At 65.1% G+C, this 25,528-nt stretch carries 24 protein-coding genes, 1 other RNA gene and 2 riboswitches; of the genes, 6 read left to right on the top strand and 19 right to left on the bottom strand.

Translation table 11 applies throughout. The annotated features are described in order from the left end of the window. The 4 genes from msrB to ABMA46_RS01525 form a co-directional block, all read right to left on the bottom strand. A complete protein-coding gene (msrB, locus tag ABMA46_RS01510) occupies positions 1-408 on the bottom strand; it encodes a peptide-methionine (R)-S-oxide reductase MsrB (RefSeq protein WP_348997513.1) in 408 nt (135 codons plus the stop codon). A 109-nt stretch (positions 409-517) separates the two neighbouring features. Further along, the gene (locus ABMA46_RS01515) at positions 518-1,705 is read right to left on the bottom strand and encodes a vWA domain-containing protein (protein ID WP_348997514.1); all 1,188 of its coding nucleotides are present in this window, start codon (positions 1,703-1,705) and stop codon (positions 518-520) included. 6 nt (positions 1,706-1,711) lie between these two features. Then, entirely contained in the window at positions 1,712-2,155 is a 444-nt protein-coding gene (locus ABMA46_RS01520; protein WP_348997515.1) for a GNAT family N-acetyltransferase, read from the bottom strand. Positions 2,156-2,241: 86 nt separating this feature from the next. Beyond that, positions 2,242-3,090, bottom strand: a complete 849-nt coding sequence (locus ABMA46_RS01525; protein WP_348997516.1) for an AAA family ATPase — start codon at positions 3,088-3,090, stop codon at positions 2,242-2,244. Between the two features lie 196 nt (positions 3,091-3,286). Between ABMA46_RS01525 and ssrS the strand changes: the two genes are divergently transcribed. After that, positions 3,287-3,442, top strand: a non-coding RNA gene (gene ssrS / locus ABMA46_RS01530) — 6S RNA. 42 nt (positions 3,443-3,484) lie between these two features. On the opposite strand, the gene ABMA46_RS01535 is transcribed toward ssrS, so the two are convergent. From ABMA46_RS01535 to ABMA46_RS01545, 3 genes are all read right to left on the bottom strand, one after another. After that, the gene (locus ABMA46_RS01535; protein ID WP_348997915.1) at positions 3,485-4,255 is read right to left on the bottom strand and encodes an amino acid ABC transporter ATP-binding protein; all 771 of its coding nucleotides are present in this window, start codon (positions 4,253-4,255) and stop codon (positions 3,485-3,487) included. Positions 4,256-4,260: 5 nt separating this feature from the next. Next, complete coding sequence (locus ABMA46_RS01540; RefSeq protein WP_348997517.1) at positions 4,261-4,941, bottom strand: amino acid ABC transporter permease; 681 nt, start codon at positions 4,939-4,941, stop codon at positions 4,261-4,263. A 110-nt stretch (positions 4,942-5,051) separates the two neighbouring features. Then, positions 5,052-5,825 carry an amino acid ABC transporter substrate-binding protein gene (locus ABMA46_RS01545; protein WP_348997518.1) on the bottom strand — a complete coding sequence of 258 codons (774 nt, stop codon included), beginning with the start codon at positions 5,823-5,825 and terminating at the stop codon, positions 5,052-5,054. A 284-nt stretch (positions 5,826-6,109) separates the two neighbouring features. On the opposite strand from ABMA46_RS01545, the gene ABMA46_RS01550 reads away from it, so the two are divergent. Next, complete coding sequence (locus ABMA46_RS01550; RefSeq protein ID WP_348997519.1) at positions 6,110-6,973, top strand: RNA polymerase factor sigma-32; 864 nt, start codon at positions 6,110-6,112, stop codon at positions 6,971-6,973. 74 nt (positions 6,974-7,047) lie between these two features. On the opposite strand, the gene ABMA46_RS01555 is transcribed toward ABMA46_RS01550, so the two are convergent. The 4 genes from ABMA46_RS01555 to thiB form a co-directional block, all read right to left on the bottom strand. After that, a complete protein-coding gene (locus ABMA46_RS01555; protein WP_348997520.1) occupies positions 7,048-8,514 on the bottom strand; it encodes a M48 family metalloprotease in 1,467 nt (488 codons plus the stop codon). Between the two features lie 155 nt (positions 8,515-8,669). Then, positions 8,670-9,431, bottom strand: coding sequence for a thiamine ABC transporter ATP-binding protein (gene thiQ / locus ABMA46_RS01560; protein WP_348997521.1), 762 nt, complete (start codon positions 9,429-9,431; stop codon positions 8,670-8,672). After that, positions 9,428-11,071, bottom strand: a complete 1,644-nt coding sequence (thiP, locus tag ABMA46_RS01565) for a thiamine/thiamine pyrophosphate ABC transporter permease (protein ID WP_348997916.1) — start codon at positions 11,069-11,071, stop codon at positions 9,428-9,430. Before thiP ends, thiQ begins: the two co-directional genes overlap by 4 nt. A gap of 134 nt (positions 11,072-11,205) precedes the next feature. Further along, positions 11,206-12,207 (bottom strand): thiamine ABC transporter substrate binding subunit, encoded by a 1,002-nt coding sequence (gene thiB, locus ABMA46_RS01570; protein WP_348997522.1) that lies wholly within the window; start codon positions 12,205-12,207, stop codon positions 11,206-11,208. Positions 12,208-12,242: 35 nt separating this feature from the next. Then, positions 12,243-12,349: riboswitch (TPP riboswitch) on the bottom strand. Between the two features lie 115 nt (positions 12,350-12,464). Here thiB and ABMA46_RS01575 point away from each other — a divergent pair. The 3 genes from ABMA46_RS01575 to ABMA46_RS01585 all read left to right on the top strand — a co-directional run bounded on the left by ABMA46_RS01575 (position 12,465) and on the right by ABMA46_RS01585 (position 15,838). Further along, a complete protein-coding gene (locus ABMA46_RS01575) occupies positions 12,465-13,097 on the top strand; it encodes a thiamine diphosphokinase (protein WP_348997523.1) in 633 nt (210 codons plus the stop codon). A 131-nt stretch (positions 13,098-13,228) separates the two neighbouring features. Then, positions 13,229-15,037 (top strand): ABC-F family ATP-binding cassette domain-containing protein, encoded by a 1,809-nt coding sequence (locus ABMA46_RS01580; protein ID WP_348997524.1) that lies wholly within the window; start codon positions 13,229-13,231, stop codon positions 15,035-15,037. Between the two features lie 72 nt (positions 15,038-15,109). Beyond that, positions 15,110-15,838 carry a class I SAM-dependent methyltransferase gene (locus tag ABMA46_RS01585; RefSeq protein WP_348997525.1) on the top strand — a complete coding sequence of 243 codons (729 nt, stop codon included), beginning with the start codon at positions 15,110-15,112 and terminating at the stop codon, positions 15,836-15,838. Positions 15,839-15,866: 28 nt separating this feature from the next. Here ABMA46_RS01585 and crcB read toward each other — a convergent pair whose 3' ends face one another. The 3 genes from crcB to ABMA46_RS01600 all read right to left on the bottom strand — a co-directional run bounded on the left by crcB (position 15,867) and on the right by ABMA46_RS01600 (position 19,558). After that, on the bottom strand, positions 15,867-16,301 hold the full coding sequence (crcB, locus tag ABMA46_RS01590; RefSeq protein WP_348997526.1) for a fluoride efflux transporter CrcB: 435 nt from the start codon (positions 16,299-16,301) through the stop codon (positions 15,867-15,869). A gap of 93 nt (positions 16,302-16,394) precedes the next feature. Then, positions 16,395-16,455: riboswitch (Fluoride riboswitch) on the bottom strand. Positions 16,456-16,532: 77 nt separating this feature from the next. Continuing rightward, on the bottom strand, positions 16,533-18,221 hold the full coding sequence (locus tag ABMA46_RS01595) for a hypothetical protein (protein ID WP_348997527.1): 1,689 nt from the start codon (positions 18,219-18,221) through the stop codon (positions 16,533-16,535). A gap of 38 nt (positions 18,222-18,259) precedes the next feature. Beyond that, positions 18,260-19,558 carry an adenylosuccinate synthase gene (locus ABMA46_RS01600; RefSeq protein WP_348997528.1) on the bottom strand — a complete coding sequence of 433 codons (1,299 nt, stop codon included), beginning with the start codon at positions 19,556-19,558 and terminating at the stop codon, positions 18,260-18,262. A 195-nt stretch (positions 19,559-19,753) separates the two neighbouring features. Here ABMA46_RS01600 and ABMA46_RS01605 point away from each other — a divergent pair, with 195 nt between their 5' ends. Then, a complete protein-coding gene (locus ABMA46_RS01605) occupies positions 19,754-20,656 on the top strand; it encodes a DMT family transporter (protein WP_348997529.1) in 903 nt (300 codons plus the stop codon). Positions 20,657-20,675: 19 nt separating this feature from the next. On the opposite strand, the gene ABMA46_RS01610 is transcribed toward ABMA46_RS01605, so the two are convergent. The 5 genes from ABMA46_RS01610 to ABMA46_RS01630 all read right to left on the bottom strand — a co-directional run bounded on the left by ABMA46_RS01610 (position 20,676) and on the right by ABMA46_RS01630 (position 25,492). Continuing rightward, complete coding sequence (locus ABMA46_RS01610) at positions 20,676-21,833, bottom strand: fumarylacetoacetate hydrolase family protein (protein ID WP_348997530.1); 1,158 nt, start codon at positions 21,831-21,833, stop codon at positions 20,676-20,678. 106 nt (positions 21,834-21,939) lie between these two features. Then, positions 21,940-22,134: a type II toxin-antitoxin system HicA family toxin gene (locus ABMA46_RS01615; protein WP_348997917.1), complete on the bottom strand. Its 195-nt coding sequence runs from the start codon at positions 22,132-22,134 to the stop codon at positions 21,940-21,942. A 69-nt stretch (positions 22,135-22,203) separates the two neighbouring features. Continuing rightward, positions 22,204-22,419: a DUF1902 domain-containing protein gene (locus ABMA46_RS01620; protein ID WP_348997531.1), complete on the bottom strand. Its 216-nt coding sequence runs from the start codon at positions 22,417-22,419 to the stop codon at positions 22,204-22,206. A gap of 99 nt (positions 22,420-22,518) precedes the next feature. Further along, a complete protein-coding gene (gene serA / locus ABMA46_RS01625) occupies positions 22,519-24,117 on the bottom strand; it encodes a phosphoglycerate dehydrogenase (RefSeq protein WP_348997532.1) in 1,599 nt (532 codons plus the stop codon). Between the two features lie 199 nt (positions 24,118-24,316). Then, a complete protein-coding gene (locus ABMA46_RS01630) occupies positions 24,317-25,492 on the bottom strand; it encodes a phosphoserine transaminase (protein WP_348997533.1) in 1,176 nt (391 codons plus the stop codon). Positions 25,493-25,528 lie beyond the last annotated feature (36 nt).

The following is a 25,528-nucleotide window of genomic DNA, read 5'->3' on the forward strand; positions in this document are numbered from 1 at the left end:
TCAGTCGGCGAAGGGCTCGAATTTCAGCGCCACGCCGTTGATGCAGTAGCGCAACCCGGTCGGCGGCGGGCCATCGGGAAAGACATGGCCGAGATGGCTGCCGCAGGTGGCGCAATGCACCTCGGTGCGCACCATGCCGTGGGAACGGTCGGTGGTGGTCTCGACCGACCCCGGCACCGGATCGTTGAAGCTCGGCCAGCCGGTACCGCTCTCGAACTTCAGCGTGCTTTCGAACAGCGGGGTGTCGCAGCCGGCGCATCTGAAGGCGCCCGCGCGCTTTTCGTAAAGCAGCGCGCAACTGCCAGGGCGCTCGGTGCCGTGGCCGCGCATGACGTCGTACTGCTCGGGGGTCAGCAGGGCGCGCCATTCGGCGTCGGTGCGGGTGACGGGATAGGCATGGGTGTCCATGATGATCTCCTGCCTTGTCGGCTTTTTATCGGCCGGCTTGCCGCCGGTTCCAACGATCAATTCGTTTCGATACAGGCATTCGTTACCCCGGATAGTCAGCGCCACGACTTCATTGCCGGCGTGACAATTGCCTGGTCGCTGCCTCCAGCCCTGCCAGCGTCAGCGGATACATGCGCTCGCCGAAGATATCGCGGATCATGCCGATCGAGCGGGTGTAGCCCCAGTGCTTTTCCGGCACCGGGTTGAGCCAGACGGCGTGCGGCCATTGGCCGAGCAGCCGATCGAGCCAGACCGCCCCGGCCTCTTCGTTCCAGTGCTCGACCGCACCGCCGGACATGGCGATCTCGTAGGGACTCATGGAGGCGTCGCCGACCATGACGACCTTGTAGTCCGGGCCGTATCTGCGCAGCAGGTCGTGCGTCGCAACCGTCTCGGAACGGCGGCGGTTGTCCGTCCACACGGCCTCGTAGGGACAATTGTGGAAGTAGAAATAGTCCATGTGGCGGAACTCGGCGCGGGCGGCCGAAAACAATTCCTCGACGAGGGCGACATGGTCGTCCATCGAGCCACCGACGTCGAAGAACATCAGGAGCTTCACCGCATTGCGCCGCTCCGGCCGCGTCTGCACGTCGAGATAGCCGTGCTCGGCGGTGGCGTGGATGGTGCCGGGCAGGTCGAATTCCTCCGCCGCGCCCTCGCGCACCCAGCGCCGCAACCGTTTCAGCGCCACCTTGATGTTGCGCGTGCCGAGTTCCACCGTATCGTCGAAGTTCCTGAACTCGCGCCTGTCCCACACCTTGACTGCGCTGCGATGCCGGCTTTCGTGCTGGCCGATGCGCACGCATTCGGGATTGTAGCCATAGGCCCCGAAGGGCGAGGTGCCGGCGGTGCCGATCCATTTCGAACCGCCCTGATGCCGGCCCTTCTGCTCCTCCAGCCGCTTGCGCAACGTCTCCATGAGGGTATCGAAGCCGCCGAGCGCCTCGACCAGTTTCTTCTCCTCGTCGGTCAGGTGCTTTTCCGCCAGTCGTCGCAGCCACTCCTCCGGCAGATCGGCGACATCGATACCCTCTTCGCCGGACAGCGCCTCCAGCCCCTTGAAGACATGCGAGAAAACCTGATCGAAGCGATCGATGTGGCGCTCGTCCTTCACCAGCGCGGCGCGGGCGAGATAGTAGAAGGCCTCGACATCGTAGTCGGCGATCCCCGCCTCCAGCCCTTCCAGCAGCGAGAGGTATTCCCTGGGCGAAACAGGAACTTTCGCGGCCTTGAGCTCGAGGAAGAAGGGGAGGAACATTTTCTCCTACAGCAGATCGTACTCGATGAAGCCCGTCCGCCGCGCCACGCGGTCGTAGAGTTTTCGCGCCGTGGCGTTGGTCTCGTGGGTCATCCAATAGACGTTTTTGACACCTATCTTGCCCGCTTCCCGCCTCACCGCCTCGATCAGCGCGGCGCCGACGCCCCTGCCGCGCGCGTCCGGATCGGCGAACAGGTCCTGCAGGTAGCAGTTGTCGACCAGCGACCAGCAGGAGCGATGATAGAGATAATGCGTCAGGCCCACGGCCTTCCCGTCCAGCAGCGCGATGAAACCCTTCGGCTCGAATGCGCCTTCGCTGAACAGCCGCTTCCAGGTGGTCTCGTAAACCTCCTCCGGCACTGTCGTCTCGTAGAAGGTGAGATAGGCCGTCCACAAACGCCGCCAATCGGCGTGATCGGACGCTTCCAGCGGGCGAACGGTGACGGACATTGTTTTCCTCCGGGTTTCCGCCTTCCTATTGCGCCCGGCAGGCGACGGCGATGGGACAGGCGCGGTTTTCCATTGCCATGCCGCCTTTACGATCCGGCTCCCTGTCGTCGCGCCATGAAGGCCAGCCGTTCGAACAGGTGCACGTCCTGCTCGTTTTTCAGGAGCGCGCCGTGCAGCTTGGGCAGGGCGTTCTTTGCATCGCCGCGCAAATCCTCCGGCGCGACGTCGTCGGCGACCAGCAGGCGGATCCAGTCCAGCGCCTCGGAGGTCGACGGCTTCTTCTTCAGCCCCGGCATCTCGCGGATCTCGTAGAACTGCGTCAGCGCGGCATGCACCAGCTTCTGCTTGATGCCGGGATAATGCACATCGACGATCCGCTGCAGCGTCTCGATGTCGGGAAAACGGATGTAGTGGAAGAAGCAGCGGCGCAGGAAAGCGTCCGGCAACTCCTTCTCGTTGTTCGAGGTGATGATGACGATCGGCCTCACAGCGGCCTTCACCGTCTCGCCTGTCTCGTAGACGAAGAACTCCATGCGGTCGAGTTCCTGCAGGAGATCGTTGGGGAACTCGATGTCGGCCTTGTCGATCTCGTCGATCAGCAGCACGACCTTCTTGTGCGAGGCGAAAGCATCCCACAATTTACCGCGCTTGATGTAGCTGGAAATATCGTTGAAGCGCTCGTCTCCGAGCTGGCTATCGCGCAGCCGCGAGACGGCGTCGTATTCGTAGAGGCCCTGCTGGGCGCGGGTGGTGGACTTGACGTTCCACTCGATGAGGTCGAGGCCGAGCGCCGCCGCCACCTGCCTCGCCAGCTCGGTCTTGCCGGTGCCGGGCTCGCCCTTGACCAGCAGCGGCCGCTCCAGCGCGATCGCGGCATTGACCGCCACCATCAGATCCCTGTCCGCGACATAGGCATCCGTGCCTTCGAAACGCATGGGCTGGCTCCGGTTTGAGTGTGTCCGGTCTAGAAGCAGACGGTGGTGGATGCAACCGGCTGGGCGATCGGCAATGGCGGCGCACCCCTCCCCCTTGTAGTGAGGGGTGAGAGGTGGGGGTGCGCCAACGCTGATTTTATTCCAAGTCGCGCGTTCCCGCTGGCGAACCGCCCAACCACGCTCTATATTGGCCATCGACGGTCTGCGCTTCGCGGCAGGAGAGACATTCCCCGGGGCCTTATCGATCTCGAAGGGAGCTGTCCCTGGTTGGGCTCGTGGGCCTGGCCATACGGCGCCCACCTACTTTGTAGGTTCCCGGGATCAACTTCTCCATCGGTTGCGTGGATCGTCACTTCCCCAAAAAAATTCGGTCGCCGATGTGCGGTCGCCGCCTTCAGGTGGCGGATGCGCTGGTTTGCTGTTCCTGGCGCAGCGTGGCGATGAAACGCTTCGTCCGCTCACGCTCAGGCCTGCCGAACACCGCGGCGGCCGGTCCCTTCTCTACGATCTCGCCGGCTTCGAGGAAGATCACCTCGCCGGCGACCGTCGATGCAAGGCGCAGATCGTGGGTCGCCATCACCATCGTCGTGCCCTCGTCGGCCAGCCGGCTGAGCACGTCGACCACTTCCTGCGCCAGTTCCGGATCGAGCGCCGAGGTCGGCTCGTCGCACAGCAGCACCCGCGGCGACGGCGCCAGTGCGCGGGCGATCGCCACGCGCTGCTGCTGACCGCCTGAAAGCGTCGCCGGCCAGGCGTCGGCCTTTTGCGCCATCCCGACCTTTTCGAGCAGCGACATCGCCCGCGCGCGCGCTTTCGCCTCCGGCCATTTCAGCACCACGGTCAGCCCTTCCATGACGTTCTCGATCGCCGTTCGATGAGGGAAGAGCTGGAAGTTCTGGAACACCATGCCGGTCTGGCGGCGCAGGCGCTGGATATCGCCGGTAGCGACGCGGCTGCCGGTGCCGAAGGTCAGCGCCTCCGCGCCGATGCGCACGGTGCCGGCATTCGGCAGCTCAAGCAGGTTGATGCAGCGCAGCAGCGTGCTTTTGCCGCCGCCGGACGGCCCGACCAGCGCGGTGACGCTGCGCTCGGCCATCGACACGGAAATGTCCCTGAGCACGACATTGTCGCCGAAGCGCTTCTCGATGTTCTTCAGCTCGATCATGTCGCTCATGCCCGCGCCTCCAGGAAACCGCCATAGCGGTTGAGCCGGGTCTCCAGCCGCGCCTGCAGCGCCGACAGCACCGAGCTCATGGCAAGGTAGAGGAGCGCGGCCTCGATATAGAGGATCAGCGGCTCGTAGGTGACGGCGACGATGCGTTGGGCGGCCTGGAACATCTCCGGCACGGTGATGGCGGCAGCGAGCGAGGTGTCCTTGACCAGCGAGATGAAGGTGTTGGAGAGCGGCGGCACGGCGGTGCGGGCCGCCTGCGGCAGGATGGTGCGGCGCATCGCCTGACTCCACGTCATGCCGATGGAATAGGCCGCTTCCCATTGCCCACGCGGCACCGAGGCGATCACGGCGCGGATGATCTCGGAGGAATAGGCGCCGATGTTGAGCGTGAAGCCGATCAGCGCAGCGGTAAAGGCGTCGAGCAGGATGCCTGCGGACGGCAGGCCGTAGAAGATGAGGAAGAGCTGGACCAGCAGCGGCGTGCCGCGAAAGATCCAGACATAGAAGCGCGCCACCGCCACCAGCGGCTTCGGGCCGAACAGCCGCGCCAGCGCCGTCAGCAGCCCGACGATCAGCCCCAGCACGAAGGACAGCAGCGTCAGCGGCGCGGTGAAGATCAGCGCCGCCCACAGGAGCGTGGGCAGCGAGTTCAGCATCAGTTGCAGCCAGTCCGGCACTCGTCTCTCCCTTGCGAGCACGGCCCGGCCGGCTGGCATATGAAAAGCGACGCCCGGAAACCGCGCGCCGCTTCAACCTTACGGACAAACCTGCCCGCTGCAAACGCCCCTTACTGCGAGACGTCCTGGCCGAAATAGGTGTCGGATATCTTCTTGTAGGTGCCGTCTGCCTTGATGTCGGCCAGTGCCTTGTTGATGGCGGCGACCAGCTCGGGATCGCCCTTGCGCACGATGACGCCGGAATGGTCGGCGTCCGCTTCCTGTGCGGCGATCTTCACCGGAGCGTCGGGCTTGTGCTTCTTGAAATCGTAGAAGGACAGGCTGTCGTTGATGGTGGCGTCGGCGCGGCCGGTCAGCACGAGCTGGATCGACTGGTCGAAGCCGTCGGTGCCGACCAGTTCGGCGCCGTTCTTCTCGGCCAGCTTGCCGAAGTTCGAGGTCAGCGACTGCGCCGACTTCTTACCTTTCAGGTCGGCAAAGCTCTTGATGTCGGCATTGTCGGCCTTGACGATCAGCACCGCCTTGGAGGCGATGTAGGGATCGGAGAAGTCATACTTCTTCTGACGCTCCTCGGTGATGCCGACCTGGTTGATGACGGCGTCGTAGCGGTCCGCGTCGAGTCCGGCGATCAGGCCGTCCCACTTGCCTTCCATGAATTTCGGCTCGACCCCCAGCCGCTTGGCGATCGCGCGGCCGATCTCGACGTCGAAGCCGACGAGCTTGTTGTCGGCGTCGTGATAGGTGAAGGGGGCGTAGGTGCCTTCGGTGCCGATGCGAAATTCGCCCGACTTCTTGATCTTGTCGAAATCAGCGCCGGCCTGGGCGGAGGCGATGGCCGCTAGCGACAACGCGCCGGCGGCGAGGAGGGTGAGAAACGGCTTCATGATTGTGTGATCCTGAGTTGAACCGGCGATGCGGCCGGCACGTGGGCGCGAAATGTGTCAGAAACGAAGCAATGATTTAAGGAATAAAATTTCTGTTTCAAGGCGATATTGGAATGAGATTTCAATCTCCTGCCTCGCTCTCGTTACCATCGCGTCGCACGAGACGGCTCAGCCGCCCGCGCGGCGGAACCTTGTCTGCCGTGTGCCGTTATAAGCGGTTGTAGGGCGTGGCGGACGTATTTCAAGCTCGCCGCCTTCTCGGAACCGCTGAAGGGAGCGACGGGATGATGCAGGACAGCGCCGGGCGCAATTTCGTCAGGGCGGCCATGCGCGCGCCCTATCTTCAGCGCGACGAGGAACACGATCTGGCCTGCCGCTGGAAGGAAAAGCATGACCAGCAGGCGCTCCATCGCATCACGCTCGCCCATATGCGGCTGGTGATTGCGATGGCCGCCAGGTTCAGGACCTTCGGCCTGCCCGTCTCCGATCTCGTGCAGGAAGGGCATGTCGGACTTCTGGAAGCGGCGGCCCGCTTCGAGCCCGAACGGGAGGTGCGTTTCTCCACCTACGCCACCTGGTGGATCCGTGCCTCCATGCAGGATTACATCCTGCGCAATTGGTCGATCGTGCGCGGCGGCACCTCATCGGCGCAAAAGGCATTGTTCTTCAACCTGCGTCGGTTGCGCGCCCGGCTCGCCAACGGGTCGGAGCCGCTTTCGAACGATGCGCTCTATCATGAGGTTTCGGTCGCGCTCGGCGTATCGGAAAAGGATGTGGCGATGATGGATTCGCGGCTTTCCGGTCCCGATTCCTCACTCAACGCACCGCTGGCCGACGAGAGCGGATCGGCCGAGCGGCAGGACTTTCTCGTCGACGACGAGCCGCTGCCGGACGAGATCGTCGGCGAGACGATCGACCTTCAACGCCGCGCCGACTGGCTGCGAACGGCGCTTTCGGCGCTCAACGACCGGGAATTGCGCATCATCGAGCAACGCCGGCTGACCGACGAGGGCGCCACGCTGGAGGAGCTCGGCTCGGTGCTGGGCATCTCGAAGGAGCGGGTGCGCCAGATCGAGGTGCGGGCGCTGGAAAAGCTCAAGGCCGCGCTGGTCGAGCAGAACCCGGAATTCCTGGCGAGGGCCGCATAAGCGACACCAAACGGCCCGCTAACGAGCGAAGCAATAGCGCGTCATGCCGGGCTGCGAGCGGCGAATCCACAACCCTACCTGTCCGTAATGATCTTGACCTTGTCACCGGTCGAGACATTGCCGGCGGGGCCGATCGCGTTGAGGACCTTGAAGAGGTCGAGCTTGCGGTCGACGCCCACCATCTGCGCCGCCAGCGTTCCCATGGTCTGCCCGGGCCGCACGGTCACGACGCGGATGCGCAGCGGCTTCAGCGCGGCTTTTTCGGCAGAGCTCAGAACGCGGAACGAGCCGCTCACTGTCTGTGCGACCTGGCTCAGCGATCCGCTGGACGCAGGCGCCGCCGTCAGCAGGCGATAGACCTGATCGCCGGCGCGGATGACGGTGATGTCGAACTGCCAGCCGTCGGCTCTGGCATGCGCCTGCGCCGCTTCGTTTCCATTGATGGTCGTCTGGCGGATGCTCGACGGATCGAGGCCGGCCACCCAGCCGCTCTTGATATAGTCGCTCAGCGAACGGCCCGCGTCGATCTTCACGCCGTCGAAGCGGATGGCCATGTCGCCGGGGCCGGTTGCGGTCACGGCGGCGGCCGAATTGTCGATGATGAAGCCGTCCGGCACCGAAAAGGCGACGCCGAGCTTCGGATGCAGGAAGGTGTTGCCACGCACATAGCCTTCGTCGGGCGTGTCGCCGTAGAGCAGCCCGTCTATGCCTGCCAGGAAGGAATCGCGGTCGCGCGTGCCGACCCCCGGCGGACCGAAGGCGCGGGCATGGCGCTGCGCCAGTTCGATTCGCTGCGGCGTATTCGGATGCGTGGCCAGGAAGTCGAGGCTGGCATCGGTGGCGCCGCTGACGGAGCGGAAATCGGTATAGGCCGACATGGACTGCAGGAAGCGGCCGGCGGCATAGGGATCGTAGCCGGCCTCGCCGGTCGACTTGATGCCGATGGCGTCTGCTTCCAGCTCCTGGTTGCGCGAGAACTGCGCCAGCCTGAGCTTGTTGCGGATGAGCGCCGCCTTGGCGGCCGGACTGTCGCCGAGCACGTCGGACACGACCTTGGTGGCAAGTCCTTCCTCGGCTTCCAGCTTTTGCCGCGCCAGTCCGTGATTGGCGGTGACATGACCCATTTCGTGCGCGATGACGGCGGCGAGCTCGGCCGAGTCGTTGGCCAGTGCCAGCAGGCCGCGCGTGATGTAGAGATAGCCGCCCGGCAGCGCGAAAGCGTTGACGTTGGGCGAGTTCAGGATGGTGATGCGGTAGGTCTGGGTCGGGTTGGCCGACACGGTGGTCAGGTTGCCGACGACCTTGGCGACCATGCGCTCCAGCTTGGGGTCGGAATATTCGCCGCCATAGGTGGCGAGGATGCGCGGATGTTGCGCCTTGGCCAGTTCCGCAAGCCTGCTGTTGGCCGAGAAATTATCGACGGTGACCGGCTTGTCGGATGGCTGGAAGCTCGATTCCTCCACCGAATCCGGCATCACCGTCTGGCAGGCGGCGAGCACGAGCAGTCCCGCCAGCACGCCGAGGCGGGCTCGCCAGCTCATGCGGGTCGTATCAAGGCCCGTCGACAGTGTGGCTTCCTTTCCGATTCGCCGCGATCATCGGACCCGTCTGCCTAACCCGTTTCAAGCGACGGCTCCAGTCGCTTCGGGCGGCGGCTGGCGGGTCCAGCAAACAATATGCGGTCTTTGGCCGTCAATTATGTCCGCTTGCGGGCAACATCGCGTGATCGACCGCCAGCGCCGATATAGCGCTGGAACGCCTCGGGTCCAGAGCCGGAAAAGAAATCGCTTGCGTCGCCCGTCGCGGCGACGCGCCCCTCCTCAAGGAAGACGACCGAGCCGGCGATCCGTTCGGCATCCTCCGGCTGATGGGTGACGAAGAGCACGGTCATGCCCTGTTCGGCATGCAGGGCAAGGACGAGGTCCAGCATGTCGGCGCGCAACGCCGGGCCGAGCGAGCCGAACGGCTCGTCCAGCAGCAGCACCGGACGCGCCCGCACCAGCACGCGTGCAAGCGCCACGCGCTGACGTTCGCCGCCCGAAAGCTCGCGCGGCAGGCGCTTCTGCTTGCCGGCCAGGCCGGTACGCTCGAGCGCCGCCGCGATGTCCGTGCGATCCCCGGAAGACAGGCGCAGCGACGGCGAGCGCCCGAGCCCGACATTGTCCTCGACGCTGAGGTGCGCGAACAGATTGTTCTCCTGGAACACCATCGATACGGGACGGGCGGCGGGCGGCGCGCTGGTTACGTCGTTGCTGCCGATCCAGACACAACCGCTGCGGGGCGTCTCGAAGCCGGCGACGAGATTGAGCAGAGTCGATTTCCCCGATCCGCTCGGCCCCATCAGCGCCGTGATCGCACCGGCCGCGAAGGTCACGTCGAAGGAGAAGGCGGTCTCGCCATAGCTGAAGGCGAGTTCCTCCAATCGCACGGCGACCCCGTTTTCTTCTGTCGCGCTCATGCGTTGCGCTCCCTTCCCAGCCTGTCGGCGACGAGCATAAGCGACAGGCATACCACGCCGAGCCACAGCGCAAGGCCCGCTGCATCCTCGGTACGGTAGCTGCCCATGCGCGCCAGCAGCAGATAGGGCAGTGTCTGCACCTCGTTCGAGCCGAACAGGGCGATAACGCCGAGATCGCCCAGTGAAAGCGCCGTGGCGAAGGCGAAGGCGGTCGCCATCGGCCGCCGCAGCGATGGCCAGTCGATCAGCATGAGGCGGGTCCAGCCGGCGATGCCGAGTTGGGCGCACAGGCGCTCATGCCGCTCGCTCGCCGCGTCATAGGCGGGCCGGACCGCGCGGATCGCGAAGGGCATGGCCATGACGGCGTTGACCGCGACCACCATGACCGGCGCCACGGCGAAGACGTCGCCGAAATGGCGCAGCGCCATGAACCAGCCAGCGCCGACGACGATCGGTGGCACCACCAGCACGAAACCAGCGCCTGTGCCGGTCATGAATTCAAGGACCGGACGACGCTTCCCGAGAGACAGCGCTCGCCGCGCCACGGCGAGCGCCAGAGAGAGCGCCGTAGAAAGAAACGCCGACAGGAAGGCGAGCAAGACCGAGGTCACGGTCGCTCGCCGCACCGCGTCCTCCGCCGCCAGCCGCGCGAGGTCCGCCTGAAGTCCGGCGGTCACGGTGGCCAGCATCGGTCCGGCGACGAACAGCAGCGAGACCAGGATCAGCACGGCATCCAACACCGTTCCCGCCGCCGAGTTCGGCATATAGCGGCGTGGCGCCACCGGCAGGTTGGCGTCGCCCGTCATATCCGTGCCGAGCCGGGCCAGCAGGGCGACGACGACAGCGGTCAGCGCGACCTGCAGGAAAGTCAGCGCCACGGCCCGTGCCGGATCGAAGTCGAAGCGAAGCGCCTGGTAGATCGCGACCTCAAGCGTCGAGGCGGCCGGACCGCCGCCCAGCGTCAGCACGATGGTGAAGGAGGTGACGCACAGCATGAACACGAGCCCGGCGATACCCGGCAGCGCCTGCCTGAGCGCCGGCCATTCGATGAGCCTGAACGCCGCGCCGCTGCCCATGCCGAGCTGGCTCGCCAGCCGCCACTGATCGCCCGGAACGGCCTGCAACGCCTCCAGGAACAGCCGGGTGGCCAGCGGCAGGTTGAAGAAGACATGTGCGACCAGAATGCCGGCAAGGCCGTATATGCCGGGCCACTGTCCGCTGGAGAGCCCGGACAGGAAGCCGGCGAAATAGCCGGCGCGACCATAGAGCGACAGGACGCCCAGCGCCGCCACGATCGCGGGTAGGGCCAATGGCACGGCGAAGAGCTGGAGGATCAGCGTGCGGCCAGCAAAGCGCGGATGCCGCGCCAGCGCCCGGGCGACGAACAGGGCCGGCAGCACGGACAGCAGCGTCGAGAGCGCCGCCTGCCACAGCGTGAAGCGGGCGACGCGAAGAAGATAGGGATCGAATGCCGACAGCGCCCCGGACGGGTCGCCTACGCCTTCGAAGATCAGCCCCGCGAACGCCCCGCCGATCAGAACGGCGATGAAGGCCAGCGCGACGATGCCGGCGGTGATACGCCCATCCCTCTCCTTCGAGGAGAGGGTGGCCGCGAAGCCGCCGGGAGGGGTCGCCTCCACCAAACTCGACGCCGGCTTCTGTCCGGTACCGGCTCGACCGACCTCCTCCGTCGCCTGAGCCTGCCCTCGGGCAGGCCTTTGGCCGGACCCGGGGGGCGACACCTCTCCCTCAAGAGGGGAGGATCTGCCGCGTCTCATTTGCTCATCACGCCCAACCATTCGTCCACCCAGGCCTTTCGGTTCTTCGCCACCTCCTCGGGGCTGAACATCAGGGTCTTGGCCGGCTTCACGAGCTTGTCGAAAGCCGGATCGAGCGGCTTGTCGGTTTTGCCCGCAGGGTACATCCACTGCGTTTCTGGAACAGCGTCCTGGAAGCCCGGCCCGGTCATGAAGGCGATGAATTTCTGCGATAGCGGGTTTTTCTCCCCATTGACGGTGATGCCGGCCACTTCGATCTGCAGATAGTGGCCCTCTGAGAAGGAGGCTGCCTGATAGCGATCGGTCTTTTCCGAAATCATGTGGTAGGCCGGCGAGGTGGTGTAGGACAGCACCATCGGCGCCTCGCCCTTGGTGAACAGGCCGTAGGATTCGCTCCAGCCCGGCGTCACCGTCAGCACCCGATCCTTCAGCTTCGCCCAGGCGTCGGCGGCCTTGTCGCCGTAGACCGATTTCATCCACAGCACCAGGCCGAGGCCGGGCGTCGAAGTGCGCGGATCCTGGATCGCGATCTTCTGGCTCGGATCGCCCTCCACAAGGTCCTTCAGGTTCTTCGGCGGTGCCTTCATCTTTTCGGTGTCGTAGACGACGGCGAAATAGCCGTAGTCGAAAGGCACGAAGGTGTCGTCGCTCCAGCCGCCGGGCACGTCGACATTCTCGACCGGCCCATGCGGCGCGAACAGGCCGGTCGCCTTCGCCTCGGCCGTCAGATTGGTGTCGAGACCGAGCACGATGTCGGCCTTGGTGGACTTGCCTTCCAGCCTGACGCGATTGAGCAGGGCCACGCCGTCCTCGACCGAAACGAAATCGACCTCGCAATCGCATTCGTCCTCGAAGTTCTTCTTCACGACGGGACCGGGACCCCACTCGGCAGTGAAGCTTTCGTAGGTATAGACGGTCAGCTTGTCCTTCGCCGCGGCCGGCAGCGCCGGCAGGGCGAGGGCAAGAGTGGAGATCAGCACGGACAGTCTTTTGCGCATCGGCGCCTCCTTTTCATCAAACAAGGGAGTTGGCGCCTGGGGAAGCGTCTAATCCCTCCGCCGGTACAAACCGGATCAGGTTCAGCGGGTTGGCCTCGAAGCCTCTCAGCCGGATCGACGTCCGGCACCCCGTTAGAGCGCTTCGAGACATAGGGCCGTCTCCGCAACCGCGCAAGCGAATGTTGGCTCCCCGTTCGGGACGAAACGGCCGCACGCCGCTTCCGTTTCCGCGAACGCCCTGCTATGGCGCTGGCCCGATGAGCACCTTCACCATCCTTCTCGGCGGCGAACTGACGCGCACGCCCAGGCTCGACCACCAGATCGCCGGCAGCCGGGTGATCGCGGCGGATGCCGGCATGGCGCATGCGGCGGCGCTGGGCGTCGTGCCGGAACTGTGGGTCGGCGATTTCGATTCCGCGCCCGGCGACCTGCCGGCGGATCTGGCGGCGGTCCCGAGGCTTGCCTTTCCGCCCGAGAAGGACAAGACCGACGGCGAGTTGGCCGTAGACGTGGCGTTCGAGCGCGGCGCGACCGCGCTGGTGCTGACCGGCGCCTTCGGCGGGCCGCGCGCCGATCACGCGTTCCTGCACATGACGCTCGCCCTGCGGCTGGCCGAAGCCGGCCATGAGGTCGTCCTGACCAGCGGTTCGCAAGAGGGATTGCCCTTGCGCGCCGGGCATATGCGCTTCGACTTTGCCGACAGCACGCTGTTCTCGATCCTCGGCTTTTCCGATCTCGCCGGGCTGTCGATCGCCGGCGCGAAATGGCCCCTCGATGCGGTGCAGGTGCCGTTCGGCTCGTCGCTCACCATCTCGAACGAAGTGCGCGGGCGACTGGAGACCACCCTCGGCTCCGGCAGGGCGCTGCTTCTGGCACATCCTTATCCATAGGTCATGCTTTGAACCCGAGCGGTATCGAATTTACCCCTGCCCCCTCCCTACAAGGGAGAAGGGTGGTTGCCGCGTGCCCAAAGTTCCCCTCCCCCCTGTGGGGAGGGGCCAGGGGTGGGGGTACAGAGTAGATGGCGCCGCCGCTTCTCAATCTAGCCGGAATAAAACTCACCTTCGGCGGTACGCCGCTGCTCGACGGCGCAGACCTTGCCGCCTCCAGCGGCGACAAGATCGCGCTGGTGGGGCGCAACGGCTCGGGCAAGTCGACGCTGCTGAAGATCGCCGCCGGGCTCATCGAGCCGCAGGACGGCGAGGTATTCCGCCAGCCGACCGCCACCGTGCGCTACCTGCCGCAGATGCCGGACATGGACGGCTTCGCGACGGTGCACGCCTATGTCGAGGCCGGTCTTGGCCCCGCCGACGATCCGCACCGCGCCACTTACCTGATGGAGCATCTGGGACTGAGCGGCGAGGAAAATCCGGCCAGACTCTCCGGCGGCGAGGCGCGCCGGGCGGCACTCGCTCGCGTCATGGCGCCGGAGCCAGACATTCTTCTCCTCGACGAACCGACCAACCACCTCGACCTGTCGGTGATCGAATGGCTGGAGGAGGAACTTGTCCGCACTTCGTCCGCGCTCATCCTGATCTCGCACGACCGCCGTTTCCTCGAACGCGTCTCGCGCTCCACCGTCTGGCTCGATCGCGGCCGGACGCGGCGGCTGGACAGGGGCTTCGCCCATTTCGAGGAATGGCGCGACCAGATCCTCGAAGAAGAGGAGCGCGAGCAGCACAAGCTCGGCCGCCAGATCGTGCGCGAGGAACACTGGCTGCGCTACGGCGTGACTGCGCGGCGCAAGCGCAACATGCGCAGGCTCGGCGAACTCCAGCAGATGCGCCAGCGCTTCCACACGCATTGCGGCGCCGAAGGCACGGCGACGCTGGCAACCAGCGACGCGGCCGAGTCGGGGAAACTTGTCATCGAGGCCAAAGGCATCGCCAAAAGCTTCGGCGATCTCGCGGTGGTGAAGGATTTCTCCACCCGCATCCAGCGCGGCGACCGCATCGGCCTCGTCGGTCCGAACGGCGCGGGCAAGACGACGCTGCTCAAGATGCTGACGGGTGAACTCGCGCCGGATTCGGGAAGCGTGCGCCTCGGCGTCAATCTGGAGATCGCCACGCTCGACCAGAAGCGCGACGCGGCCGATCCGGACGAGACGCTGGCGCACTACCTCACCGACGGGCGCGGCGAAAACCTCGTCGTCAACGGTGAGCAGCGCCACGTCGTCTCCTACATGAAGGACTTCCTGTTCAAGCCGGAGCAGGCGCGCACGCCGGTGAAGGAGCTTTCCGGCGGCGAGCGGGCGCGTCTGCTGCTGGCGCGCGTGCTGGCGCGGCCGGCGAACCTTCTGGTGCTGGACGAGCCGACCAACGACCTCGATATGGAGACGCTGGAGCTTTTACAGGAGCTCGTCGCCGGCTTTTCCGGCACGGTGCTGCTGGTCAGCCACGACCGCGACTTCCTCGACCGCACCGTGACCAGCGTGATCGCGCCGGAGGGTGGCGGCCGCTGGGTGGAATACGCCGGCGGCTATTCCGACATGCTGGCGCAACGCGGCGGCAGACGGTTGGACGACCGAAAAGTCCAGAGGAAAGCCGATCCGACTCAGGAAAAGACTGCGGCTGTCCAACCGAAAGCGGCGGCGAAAAAGCTTTCCTACAAACAGCAATTCGCGCTGGACAATCTTCCGAAGAAAATGGAGGCCGTCGCTCAATCGATCGCCCGGCTCGAGGACGCCATCGCCGACCCGGCCTATTACGAGCGCGATCCGGGCGGCTTCCAAAAGACGATCGCCGCGCTCGACAAGGAGCGTGCGACTCTGGCGGCGCTGGAAGAGGAATGGCTTGAACTAGAGATGCTCCGCGAGGAACTGGAGGGGTAGGCCTCCGCCTTTTCCCGCGCACGGATCATTTGACAAGGGCTTGACCTTGTCCGGGCGGCAGGAAGCGAGACGATGGCCCAGAATATCTACGACAAGCCGGATTTCTTTGCCGGCTACGCACAGTTGGAGCGCTCGCGGCTCGGCCTGGCGGGTGCGCCCGAATGGCCGGTGCTGAAATCGATGCTATCCGACCTCGAAGGCAGGCGGGTACTCGATCTCGGCTGCGGCTACGGCTGGTTCTGCCGCTGGGCGCTCGAACAGGGAGCGGCCGCCGTCACCGGCATCGACATATCCAAAAAAATGCTGGCGAAAGCACGGTCCGACACCGCCAGCGCCGTCGTCACCTACTGCCACGCCGATCTGGAGACGCTTGAGCCGGACACGGCAGCCTTCGATCTCGTCTACAGCTCGCTCGCCTTCCACTACCTGCCCGATACGGCAAGGCTATATCGCAGCATCCACCGATCGCTTGCCGCTGGCGGACGCCTGGTCTTTTCCATCGAGCATCCGATCTTCATGGCGTCGATGAAACCGGGCTGGCTGGAGGCGGAGGGCGGCAAGCAGATCTGGCGTCTCGACAGCTATGCCCGGGAGGGCGAGCGGCGCACGGATTGGTTCAGCAAGGGCGTATTGAAATACCATCGCACCATGGCGACCACGCTCAACCAACTCGTCTCGGCCGGCTTCACGATCCGTCGCATCGAGGAATTCCGCCCGAGCGACGCCCAGATCGCGCAGATGCCGGCGCTCGCCGCCGAAATCGAACGGCCGACATTCTTGATCGTTGCCGCCGACGCATAAGCCACTTTTAGGCAGGACCGCAGGCGCTTTACGACGCTTCTTCCTCGATCGGAAGTTGCGCGACCTCGGGGGCTCCGCCATTCATCAGCGCCGCGATCTGATGGCCCGCCGCGACCGCCACCACGCACAGGATCATCGAGGCGACGACATTGACCGCCGCCCTGCCCGTCGCACCGCTCCGCAGCAGGTCCAGCGTCTGCAGGCTGAACGAGGAAAAGGTCGTGTAACCGCCGCAGAAGCCGATCATGACGAACAGGCGCACGTTCTCGGAAACCGGAAACCGTCCGTGCGCCAGCGTCAGCGTTCCGAAGAAGCCGATCAGCAGCGAGCCGGTTATGTTGATGATGATCGTTCCCCAGGGAAGGTTGCCGCTGATCGGCAGGGCGAGCAGCGAAACGAGATAACGTGCCAGCGTGCCGAGGGCGCCGCCGGCCATGACGATCAGGCAGGTCAGAAACGACATGCACACTCCTTTTCTCCAGAGCGGGCTTTTTCATGCCGGACATGAAAAACCCGCCTGACGGCGGGTGCTTCAGACGCACTCCCACCGCCGGTTGTCGCGGTAGGAGTCATCAGCCTTGCGGCGGTTTCGGGGGAACTCCATCCCCATCGCGTCCTTCTATAGCACCCGGCGGGAGAGACCGCCAGAGCCAGGAGTGTCAGGCCCGGATTTCGGGCTGCAATTGGACAGGAATCAGCCTGAGTCTTTCGCCTGCCAGGCCTTCAGCGCCTCGTCGAACACCTTTTCGCCCGGAATTCCCTTTTCCATGGTGAGCAGGGCCCGGCGACCCGATTTGTAGACGACGGGGATGTCGATCCAGTCCTGATTGCGCAGCAGGGTCAGGTTGGCGTCCTCATCGGCCTTGGTGTCGTTGAGAGCGATCAGGAAGAAGCCGTCGGATATTTTGGCGGGAATGCCGATCAGCGGACTTCCCGCTTCCTGTTCGGTGCCCTTCATCGCCATGCGCAGCACGTTGTCGATGCCGCCGCCGTCGAACCCGTCAGGCGTCAGGAAGATCATCTCGATGATGTGGCTGGCCGGCAGGGTCTGGTCGGTGTTGCGCCGGATCGTCATGCGAAGCTGGATGTCCTTGCCGGGAATGGTCGCCTCGGCGCGGATCGCCGGTTCGGGCGGCGCATCGCCGCCGGGCGATTCCTGCACCAACGACCACACGATGCTGCCGGGCTCGGCGGAGCCGTCGGCGGTATTGGTGCGCTCCTCGTAGAAGATCGCCTTCTGCGCCACGGCAACCGACTGGCCCGCGGCCGGCGGCGTGGAGGACGCGGCCGGTGCGCCGCTTTCGCCCGAAGCCGGCGGCGGCGCCGCTCCGGACTGGGTCCCGTCCGCCGGCGAATCGGACGACGTTGCGGCGCCCGGCGCTGGCGACTCGACCGGCGGGGTGCCGGGTGCCGGCGTGGTCAATGCAACCACCGACGTGCCTTCGCCGATATGGTTCTCGCCTCCGGCCGGACCCGGATCGGTCTCCCTGCCGTCCGGCTGCAACCGTTGCGTGAATTTCTGCGTCTCGCCGGCGGCGGGCTGCGAAGCGGAAGGCTCGGTGGCCGGCGGCACTGTCTCCTCCGGTTCGGCCTTGGCGGTCTCGGCCGGATTTGCGGGTTCGGCTGGCTCCTGCTTGGCGGTCTCGGTCTTGTTGAGACCGAGCATATCCTCGAACGCATCTTTGTTCAGCCAGATGCCGTAGCCGCCCCCGGCGATGACAGCCAGCGCAACGAGTGCGGCGATCAGTCCACCGTAGCCACGCCGCCGCTCGGTCGGTTCCTCGTGCAGCCGATGGTCTTCGAACGAGACCGGCTCGTCGTCGAGATCGTCGAATTCGGGCGCCGGCAAGGGCCGGGCCGCACCGGCGCCGCGTTTTTCCGTATCTGTGGAAACAGTCGCGGGGGAAGTCTTCTTCCAGGCCGTTTCGGTGGAAACGGGCTTCGGTTCGTAACCAGTATGCGTGGTCGTTCGCGCTGCCGGTTGTGGCACGGGAGCGGAAGGCTGCGGCCTTGGCGGCGGCGCTTCAGTCCTGGGCACGGCGGCAGTCCTGGGCGCGACAGCGGGTGCCGCGCCGGGCCGCGCATGGTTCGGCTGGTTCCGGTTGCGATCGATGGACGAGAAGATGTTTTCCAGTTCCGCCAGCGGGTCGGTCGAAGAAGGCGGGGCGGCCGGCCTGGCGTAGCCGCCCTCGACCTCTCTGATCGCATCTTCAAGCGCGCGCCTCTGACGCTCCGCCACAGAGGCGGGCGGCGGAGGATCGATCGCGGCGAGCTTGGCCGCGATGGTCGAACGGGCCTTGTCGTAGACGCGCGTGCGCATTTCCGGCGTGGTGTCGCCGAGGCCGTCGAGCGTCTTTTTCAGAACCGCAACGAAATCTGCCATGCTTCAATCGTACCTGTCTTGCTCCCCGGGAGCCATGGTTAGTCTTGAAACGGATCGGTCACAAGTATCGTGTCGTCCCGCTCCGGACTGGTGGAAAGCAGCGCGACGGGCGCGCCGATCAGCTCTTCTATATAGCGCACATATTTAACCGCCTGTGCCGGCAGGTCGTTCCAGGACCGCGCCCCGGCGGTCGTTCCCGACCAGCCTTCCAGCGTTTCGTAGATCGGCTCGACGCGCGCCTGCGCGCCCTGGCTGGCCGGCAGGTAGTCGATCACCTGGCCGTCGAGCCGGTATCCGGTGCAGACCTTGATCTCCGGCATGCCGTCCAGCACGTCCAGCTTGGTGAGCGCGATGCCCTTGATGCCGTTCACCGCCACGGCCTGTCGCACCAGCACCGCGTCGAACCAGCCGCAACGGCGCTTGCGGCCGGTGACGACGCCGAATTCGTGCCCTTTGGTGCCGAGGAATTCGCCGATCTCGTTCTGCTGCTCGGTCGGGAAGGGGCCTTCGCCGACACGGGTCGTATAGGCCTTGGTGATGCCGAGCACATAGCCGACAGCGCCCGGACCGATGCCGGAACCGGCCGCCGCTTGTCCGGCCACCGTGTTGGACGAGGTGACGAAGGGATAGGTGCCATGGTCGATGTCGAGCAGCGTTCCCTGCGCGCCCTCGAACAGGATGCGCTCGCCAGCGCGGCGGCTGTCGTCCAGCACTTTCCAGACCCTGTCCATGTAGGGCAGGACGGCGCCGGCGACCGAGGTCAGTTCCGCCATGATCGCCTCGTGCGTCGCTTCGGGATGACCGAGGCCGCGACGCAACGCGTTGTGGTGCGTCAAAAGCCTGTCCACCTTCAGCGGGAGCGTGTCCAAATCCGCCAAGTCCATGACCCTGATGGCGCGACGGCCGACCTTGTCCTCATAGGCGGGGCCGATGCCGCGGCGCGTGGTGCCGATCTTCGTGCCGGAATTGGAGGCGGCGTCCTCGCGGAATCCGTCCAGTTCGCGGTGCAGCGACAGGATAAGCGCCGTGTTTTCGGCAATTTTCAGGCGGTCAGGCGTGACGTCGACGCCCTGCTCCTTCAGCTTTGCGGCTTCGGCGACGAAAGCGTGCGGATCGAACACCACGCCATTGCCGATGATGGAGAGCTTGCCCTGGCGCACGACGCCGGAGGGAAGCAGCGAAAGCTTGTAGACCTTGCCGTCGACGACCAGCGTGTGACCGGCATTGTGGCCGCCCTGGAAGCGCACCACCACGTCAGCGCGCTCGGACAGCCAGTCCACGATCTTACCCTTGCCCTCGTCGCCCCACTGCGAGCCGACGACCACCACATTGGCCATGTTCACTATCCCTGAAACAAGCAGAACCGGGCCTGAAAGCCCACGACGAGAGGCTTCTATAGCGTCAACGCCGCTGCCGCGCGACCCCTGATTTCGGCCGCCGGCGCATGACAGGCACAACGGCTTTTGCCTTGCGTATCATTTACTTGAGGGACCGATCTCCGTAAGGGACGCGGGTTCGAATCGGCGGATACCGTGTCGCGACACCAGAAAGCCTACGCCCTGCTGCTTTTGACCACCTTGCTGTGGGGCGGCAATTCGATCGCCGGCAAGCTCGCCGTCGGACAGATCTCGCCGATGCTGCTGGTGTTCCTGCGCTGGGTGCTGGCGGTGCTCATCCTGCTGCCCTTCGCCGGCGCCAAGCTGCGCGAGGACTGGCCGCTGGCGAAAAGGCACCTGCCGCTGCTCGTCGCGTTGGGCGGCTGCGGGTTCGCGCTGTTCAACGTCATCTTCTACGTCGCGCTCAACTACACCACGGCCATCAACGTCTCGATCGAGCAGGCGGGTATGCCGATCCTGATCATCGTGGCGAATTTCCTGTTCTTCCGCGTTCGCGCCGGCTGGCCGCAGCTCATCGGCGTCATACTGACGATCGCCGGCGTCGCATTGACGGCCAGCCACGGCAGCCCCGCTCAACTGCTCCGCCTCGATATCAATTTCGGCGATGCGATCATGCTCGGCGCGGTCGTGCTCTACAGCGGCTATTCGGTCGGTCTGAGGCTCAAGCCGGCGCTGCACTGGCAATCGCTAATCCTCATCCTGTCACTGTCGGCGCTCGTCATCTCAATGCCGTTCGCGGCTTGGGAAGTCACAACGGGCAAGGCGCAATTCCCCGGCCTGGCCGGCTGGGCGATCACGCTCTACACGGCGCTCGGCGCCTCGGTCATTTCACAGGTCACCTACATCCGCGGCAACGAGTTGATCGGCGCCAATCGCGCCGGCCTGTTCATCAACCTCGTGCCGATCTTCGGCACCCTGTTGTCGATCCTGCTGCTCGGCGAGGATTTCCATCTCTACCACGCGCTGGCGCTGGCGCTCGTGTTCGGCGGCATCTGGCTGGCCGAACACGGCAGCCGCCGGCTGGCGGCCGCGGAGTGATGCTCCGAAGCTGACCTCTCTACAGGAGGCCGGCTTTCGCCAGGTCCCGCATCAGGTGGCTGGCGCCATAGCGCCAAGGCGGGCATTCGGTCGACAGCTTGACGCGGTTGACGAGGCTTCCGAGCTTTTCCGAAGCGATGGTGACGACGTCGCCCGTCCTGTGCGTAAAACCCTTGCCGCTTTCGCCGCGGTCCTTCACCGGCGCGAACATGGTGCCGAGATAAAGGACCATGCCTTCGGGATACTGGTGGTGTGCGCCCATGGCCGCAGACACCAGTTCCTCCGGCGAGCGGCTGATCTCGGCCATCGAGCTCGATCCTTCAAGCACGAAGCCGTCCTCGCCCTCGACCCTGAGGCCGACCACCGCCTGCTTGACGTCGTCCAGCGTGAAGGTCGCGTCGAACAGGCGAATGAAGGGGCCGAGCGAGGCCGACGCATTGTTGTCCTTGGCCTTGCCGAGCAGCAGCGCCGAACGGCCCTCGACATCGCGCAGGTTGACGTCGTTACCGAGCGTGGCGCCGACGATCGTGCCGGCGCTGGACGCCACGACCGCGACTTCCGGCTCCGGGTTGTTCCAGGTGGAAACGGGATGCAGCCCGACATCGGCCCCGTATCCGACCGAGGCCATGGGCTGGCATTTGGTGAAGATCTCGGCGTCGGGCCCGATGCCGACCTCCAGATATTGCGACCACACGCCGCGCGCGATCAGCCGCGCCTTGACGCCGGCGGCTTCCGGCGATCCCGGCTTCAGTTGCGAGAGGTCGTGGCCGATCAAGCCGGCGATGTCGGCGCGGATGGCGTCGGCCCGCTCCGGCGCGCCGCGCGCCTGCTCCTCGATCACCCGCTCCAGCAGGGAGACGACGAAAGTGACGCCCGACGCCTTCACCGCCTGAAGGTCGACCGGCGAAAGCAGGGACGGCTTCGACGGATCGCGATCGGCCACCATGCTGTTGGCCATGACGGCGGCGAGCGAGCCGATCTCGCGGCCTTCGGCAGCGGCGACATAGGCGGCAGGATCGGCCATCTCGCAGATGTCGCGGCTGGTCGGCGCCCTGTTGGAGGTGATGTCCAGCACCATGCCGTTCCTGACCGTGACCACCGCCGGATGCGGCCAGCCGTCGGCGCCAACGCGGCCAAGAAAGGTTCCGTCTCCTGGAAGGTGGTTGTCGTCCCGCATCGCGTTCGCTCTCCCGCTCATGGCGCCATCTGCAACGTGACATCCGGATGGTTTCGGCTGTTGTCACAGATCAGGGTTTTCGTTGGTCTTAGCCGGATGGAAATTGTCAAAAAGCTTTCGGCAGTCCGGCCTGTTTCAATACGGCATTGGCCGTGTGGCGCGATTTCATCGAATTGTCCACGACGACTTTCCGACCCGTCGATGGCTCGTGCCATATTTCGTGATCGCCTTTGCCAGGGCGAAGATACCGCCAGCCGGCTTCCGACAGGACACTTTTCAAAGGCTTGGAGAAATTATTCACGGATTTCAGCCAACTGCGCGATGTTCGCTGTTCAACGCACGGGCAGATGGTCGCCGTCACCCCTCACGGTCATGCAGCCGCAACCGTTTGATGACTACGGGCGATCAGCTCAATCTCAAAGGGGCCTTGATAGTCTTCCGCCAGTAAATCGGGAACGATAATCGACAATTTTTGCTGAAGCTGCTCCATCGTCCCAGCCTCCGTTGCGATGCCGATTCCGTCACGCGCCGACGCGACCCAGACTTTGGCTTCGTCGTCCCAGAATGCGTCAACCACAATATTCATCCGTAAGCTCCTGAGCACGGCATATGCTACCGCATCGAAGGAAAAACAAAAAGGCGCGGTTTGCGCCGCGCCTGATTGTCGTTTTATTTGAGAGATCGCTTACACCGCGCCGACGTCGAACTGCAGCCGCTTGGCCGAGTCGATCGTCTCATGCGCGCGCACCTTGGCGAGCACGTCCTGGGGGAACGGCGCGTCGAGATAGAGCAGCGCGATCGCGTCGCCGCCCGGACGGTCGCGGCCAAGCGAGAAGTTGGCGATGTTGACGCCGTTCTCGCCGCACAGGGAGCCGAGCAGGCCGATGATGCCGGGCGCATCGGCATTGGTGGTGTAGAGCATGTGCTGGCCGACCTCGGCGTCGAGGTTGATGCCCTTGATCTGGATGAAACGCGGCTTGCCGTCGGAGAAGCAGGTGCCGGCGATCGAACGGCTCATCTTCTCGGTCTTGACGGTCAGCTTGATGTAGCCGTCGAACACGCCCGACTTGTCGCGCTTGACCTCGGCGACGATGATGCCGCGTTCCTTCACCATGATCGGTGCCGACACCATGTTAACGTCGGCCACCTGCGGCCGGATCAGGCCGGCGAGCGCGGCCGAAATCAGCGCGCGCGTGTTCATTTGGGCGGTCGAGCCGTCGAACAGGATCTCGACTTCCTTGATCGGATCCTCCGTCACCTGGCCGACGAAGGCGCCGAGCACTTCGGCGAGCTTGACGAACGGCTTGAGACGCGGTGCTTCCTCAGCGGTGATCGAAGGCATATTGATGGCGTTGGTCACCGCGCCCTTGATCAGGTAGTCCGACATCTGCTCGGCGACCTGGAGCGCGACATTCTCCTGCGCCTCCGAGGTCGAGGCGCCGAGATGCGGCGTTGCCACGACGTTCTCCAGACCGAACAAGGCGTTGTCGGTCGCGGGCTCGGTCTCGAACACGTCGACGCCGGCGCCCGCCACCTTGCCGCTCTTCAGCGCCGCGACGAGATCGGCCTCGACGATCAGGCCGCCGCGCGCGCAGTTGATGATGCGCACGCCGTCCTTCATCCTCGCAATCGCAGCCGCGTCGATGATGCCACGCGTCTTGTCGGTCATCGGCGTGTGCAGGGTGATGAAGTCGGAGCGGGCGAAAAGATCATCGAGCTCGACCTTCTCGACGCCCAGTTCTTCGGCGCGCTTGTCCGACAGGAACGGGTCGAAGGCGATGACGTGCATCTTCAGGCCGACGCCGCGCGTGGCGACAATGGAGCCGATGTTGCCGCAGCCGATCACGCCCAGCGTCTTGCCGGTGATCTCGACGCCCATGAAGCGGTTCTTTTCCCATTTGCCGGCATGGGTCGAGGCATTGGCCTCCGGAATCTGGCGCGCCAGCGCGAAGATCATGGCGACGGCATGCTCGGCGGTGGTGATCGAGTTGCCGAAAGGCGTGTTCATGACGATGATACCGCGCCTTGAGGCGGCGGGTATGTCGACATTGTCGACGCCGATACCGGCGCGGCCGATGACCTTGAGATTGGTCGCGGCATTGATCAGTTTCTCGGTGACCTTGGTGGCCGAACGGATGGCGAGGCCGTCATAGTCGGCGATCTTCGCCAGAAGGGCATCCTTGTCCTTGCCAAGATCGGGCAGGTAATCGACCTCGACGCCGCGATCCTTGAATATCTGCACGGCGGTGGGGGAGAGTTTATCGGAAACGAGTACGCGGGGCATGGGTGTGATCCTTGGCGCTGGTTTCCCTCCCCCTTGAGGGGAGGGTGGTCGCGTAGCGACCGGGAGGGGTCGGTGCGGCAGTGCTCGACGTTTTCTGCATGCCGCATGGATTTGATTGAGGTTGGTGGGGTTGAGGTGACCCCCACCCGACCGGATTGCGTCCGGCCACCCTCCCCTCAAGGGGGAGGGGGACGTGGAGCTAGGCCGCAGCCTTGAGCGTCGCCTTCTGGGCAGAGAAAGCCCAGTCGAGCCACGGCATCAGCGCTTCCAGATCCTTCGTCTCGACGGTGGCGCCGCACCAGATGCGCAGGCCGGGCGGGGCGTCGCGATAATGGCCGATGTCGTAGGCGACGCCTTCCTTGTCGAGCAGGCCGACCAGCGCCTTGGCGAACGCCGCCTGGCCGTCCAGGTCGAGTGCGGCGACGTCTGGATCGACGATGGACAGGCACACGGAGGTGTTGGAGCGCGTCGCCGGATCGACGGCCAGGTGGCCGAGCCAGGACGACTGGTCCACGAAGCGGGCGACGACCGCGGCATTGGCGTCGGCGCGGGCGACCAGCGCGTCCAGCCCGCCGAGGCCCTTCGCCCATTTCAGCGTATCGAGATAGTCCTCGACGGCGAGCATGGAGGGCGTGTTGATGGTTTCGCCCTTGAAGATGCCCTCGATCAGCTTGCCGCCCTTGGTCATGCGAAAGATCTTGGGCAGCGGCCAGGCCGGCGCATAGGTCTCCAGCCGCGCGACGGCGCGAGGGCTGAGGATGAGCATGCCGTGCGCGCCTTCGCCGCCGAGCGCCTTCTGCCAGGAGAAGGTCACGACATCGAGTTTTTGGAAATCGAGCCGCTGCGCGAAGGCTGCCGAAGTGGCGTCGCAGATCGTCAGGCCCTTGCGGTCGGCCGGGATGAAATCGCCGTCCGGGACGCGCACGCCCGAGGTCGTGCCGTTCCAGGTGAAGACGACGTCGCGGTCGAAGTCGATCTGCGAAAGATCCGGCAGTTCGCCGTAGGGCGCCTCGATCTTGCGCGCATCGGCGAGCTTCAACTGCTTGACCACGTCGGTGATCCAGCCGGCGCCGAAGGATTCCCAGGCGACCATGTCGACGCCGCGCTGGCCGAGCAGCGACCACAGCGCCATCTCGACCGCGCCGGTGTCGGACGCCGGCACGATGCCGATGCGGTAGTCCGCCGGCACCTGCAGCACTTCACGGGTAAGGTCGATCGCCTCGGCAAGTTTCGCCTTGCCGATCCTAGCGCGGTGCGAGCGGCCAAGGGCGGCGTCCTTCAGCGCCTCGACCGACCAGCCGGGACGTTTCGCGCAGGGACCTGAGGAAAAATGGGGATTGGCCGGACGCATGTCCGGCTTGGGGAGAGCAGTCATCGTGGTCTATCCTTCCAGATAGTAAGCCCCTCGTTG

This window comes from Mesorhizobium hunchu (assembly GCF_040081975.1).
In the GTDB taxonomy this organism is placed as follows: Bacteria; Pseudomonadota; Alphaproteobacteria; order Rhizobiales; family Rhizobiaceae; genus Mesorhizobium; species Mesorhizobium hunchu.

What these genes read in the sequence shown, in the direction of transcription:
- serA (WP_348997532.1), bottom strand. Translation starts at nt 24,117, where the DNA reads ATGCCCCGCGTACTCGTTTCCGATAAACTCTCCCCCACCGCCGTGCAG.
- ABMA46_RS01595 (WP_348997527.1), bottom strand. Translation starts at nt 18,221, where the DNA reads ATGGCAGATTTCGTTGCGGTTCTGAAAAAGACGCTCGACGGCCTCGGC.
- ABMA46_RS01520 (WP_348997515.1), bottom strand. Translation starts at nt 2,155, where the DNA reads ATGTCCGTCACCGTTCGCCCGCTGGAAGCGTCCGATCACGCCGATTGG.
- ABMA46_RS01620 (WP_348997531.1), bottom strand. Translation starts at nt 22,419, where the DNA reads ATGAATATTGTGGTTGACGCATTCTGGGACGACGAAGCCAAAGTCTGG.
- ABMA46_RS01600 (WP_348997528.1), bottom strand. Translation starts at nt 19,558, where the DNA reads ATGGCCAATGTGGTGGTCGTCGGCTCGCAGTGGGGCGACGAGGGCAAG.
- thiB (WP_348997522.1), bottom strand. Translation starts at nt 12,207, where the DNA reads ATGCGCAAAAGACTGTCCGTGCTGATCTCCACTCTTGCCCTCGCCCTG.
- ABMA46_RS01610 (WP_348997530.1), bottom strand. Translation starts at nt 21,833, where the DNA reads ATGCGGGACGACAACCACCTTCCAGGAGACGGAACCTTTCTTGGCCGC.
- ABMA46_RS01515 (WP_348997514.1), bottom strand. Translation starts at nt 1,705, where the DNA reads ATGTTCCTCCCCTTCTTCCTCGAGCTCAAGGCCGCGAAAGTTCCTGTT.
- thiQ (WP_348997521.1), bottom strand. Translation starts at nt 9,431, where the DNA reads ATGAGCGCGACAGAAGAAAACGGGGTCGCCGTGCGATTGGAGGAACTC.
- ABMA46_RS01575 (WP_348997523.1), top strand. Translation starts at nt 12,465, where the DNA reads ATGAGCACCTTCACCATCCTTCTCGGCGGCGAACTGACGCGCACGCCC.
- ABMA46_RS01630 (WP_348997533.1), bottom strand. Translation starts at nt 25,492, where the DNA reads ATGACTGCTCTCCCCAAGCCGGACATGCGTCCGGCCAATCCCCATTTT.
- msrB (WP_348997513.1), bottom strand. Translation starts at nt 408, where the DNA reads ATGGACACCCATGCCTATCCCGTCACCCGCACCGACGCCGAATGGCGC.
- ABMA46_RS01535 (WP_348997915.1), bottom strand. Translation starts at nt 4,255, where the DNA reads ATGATCGAGCTGAAGAACATCGAGAAGCGCTTCGGCGACAATGTCGTG.
- ABMA46_RS01555 (WP_348997520.1), bottom strand. Translation starts at nt 8,514, where the DNA reads ATGAGCTGGCGAGCCCGCCTCGGCGTGCTGGCGGGACTGCTCGTGCTC.
- ABMA46_RS01550 (WP_348997519.1), top strand. Translation starts at nt 6,110, where the DNA reads ATGATGCAGGACAGCGCCGGGCGCAATTTCGTCAGGGCGGCCATGCGC.
- ABMA46_RS01525 (WP_348997516.1), bottom strand. Translation starts at nt 3,090, where the DNA reads ATGCGTTTCGAAGGCACGGATGCCTATGTCGCGGACAGGGATCTGATG.
- ABMA46_RS01545 (WP_348997518.1), bottom strand. Translation starts at nt 5,825, where the DNA reads ATGAAGCCGTTTCTCACCCTCCTCGCCGCCGGCGCGTTGTCGCTAGCG.
- crcB (WP_348997526.1), bottom strand. Translation starts at nt 16,301, where the DNA reads ATGTCGTTTCTGACCTGCCTGATCGTCATGGCCGGCGGCGCCCTCGGC.
- ABMA46_RS01580 (WP_348997524.1), top strand. Translation starts at nt 13,229, where the DNA reads ATGGCGCCGCCGCTTCTCAATCTAGCCGGAATAAAACTCACCTTCGGC.
- ABMA46_RS01585 (WP_348997525.1), top strand. Translation starts at nt 15,110, where the DNA reads ATGGCCCAGAATATCTACGACAAGCCGGATTTCTTTGCCGGCTACGCA.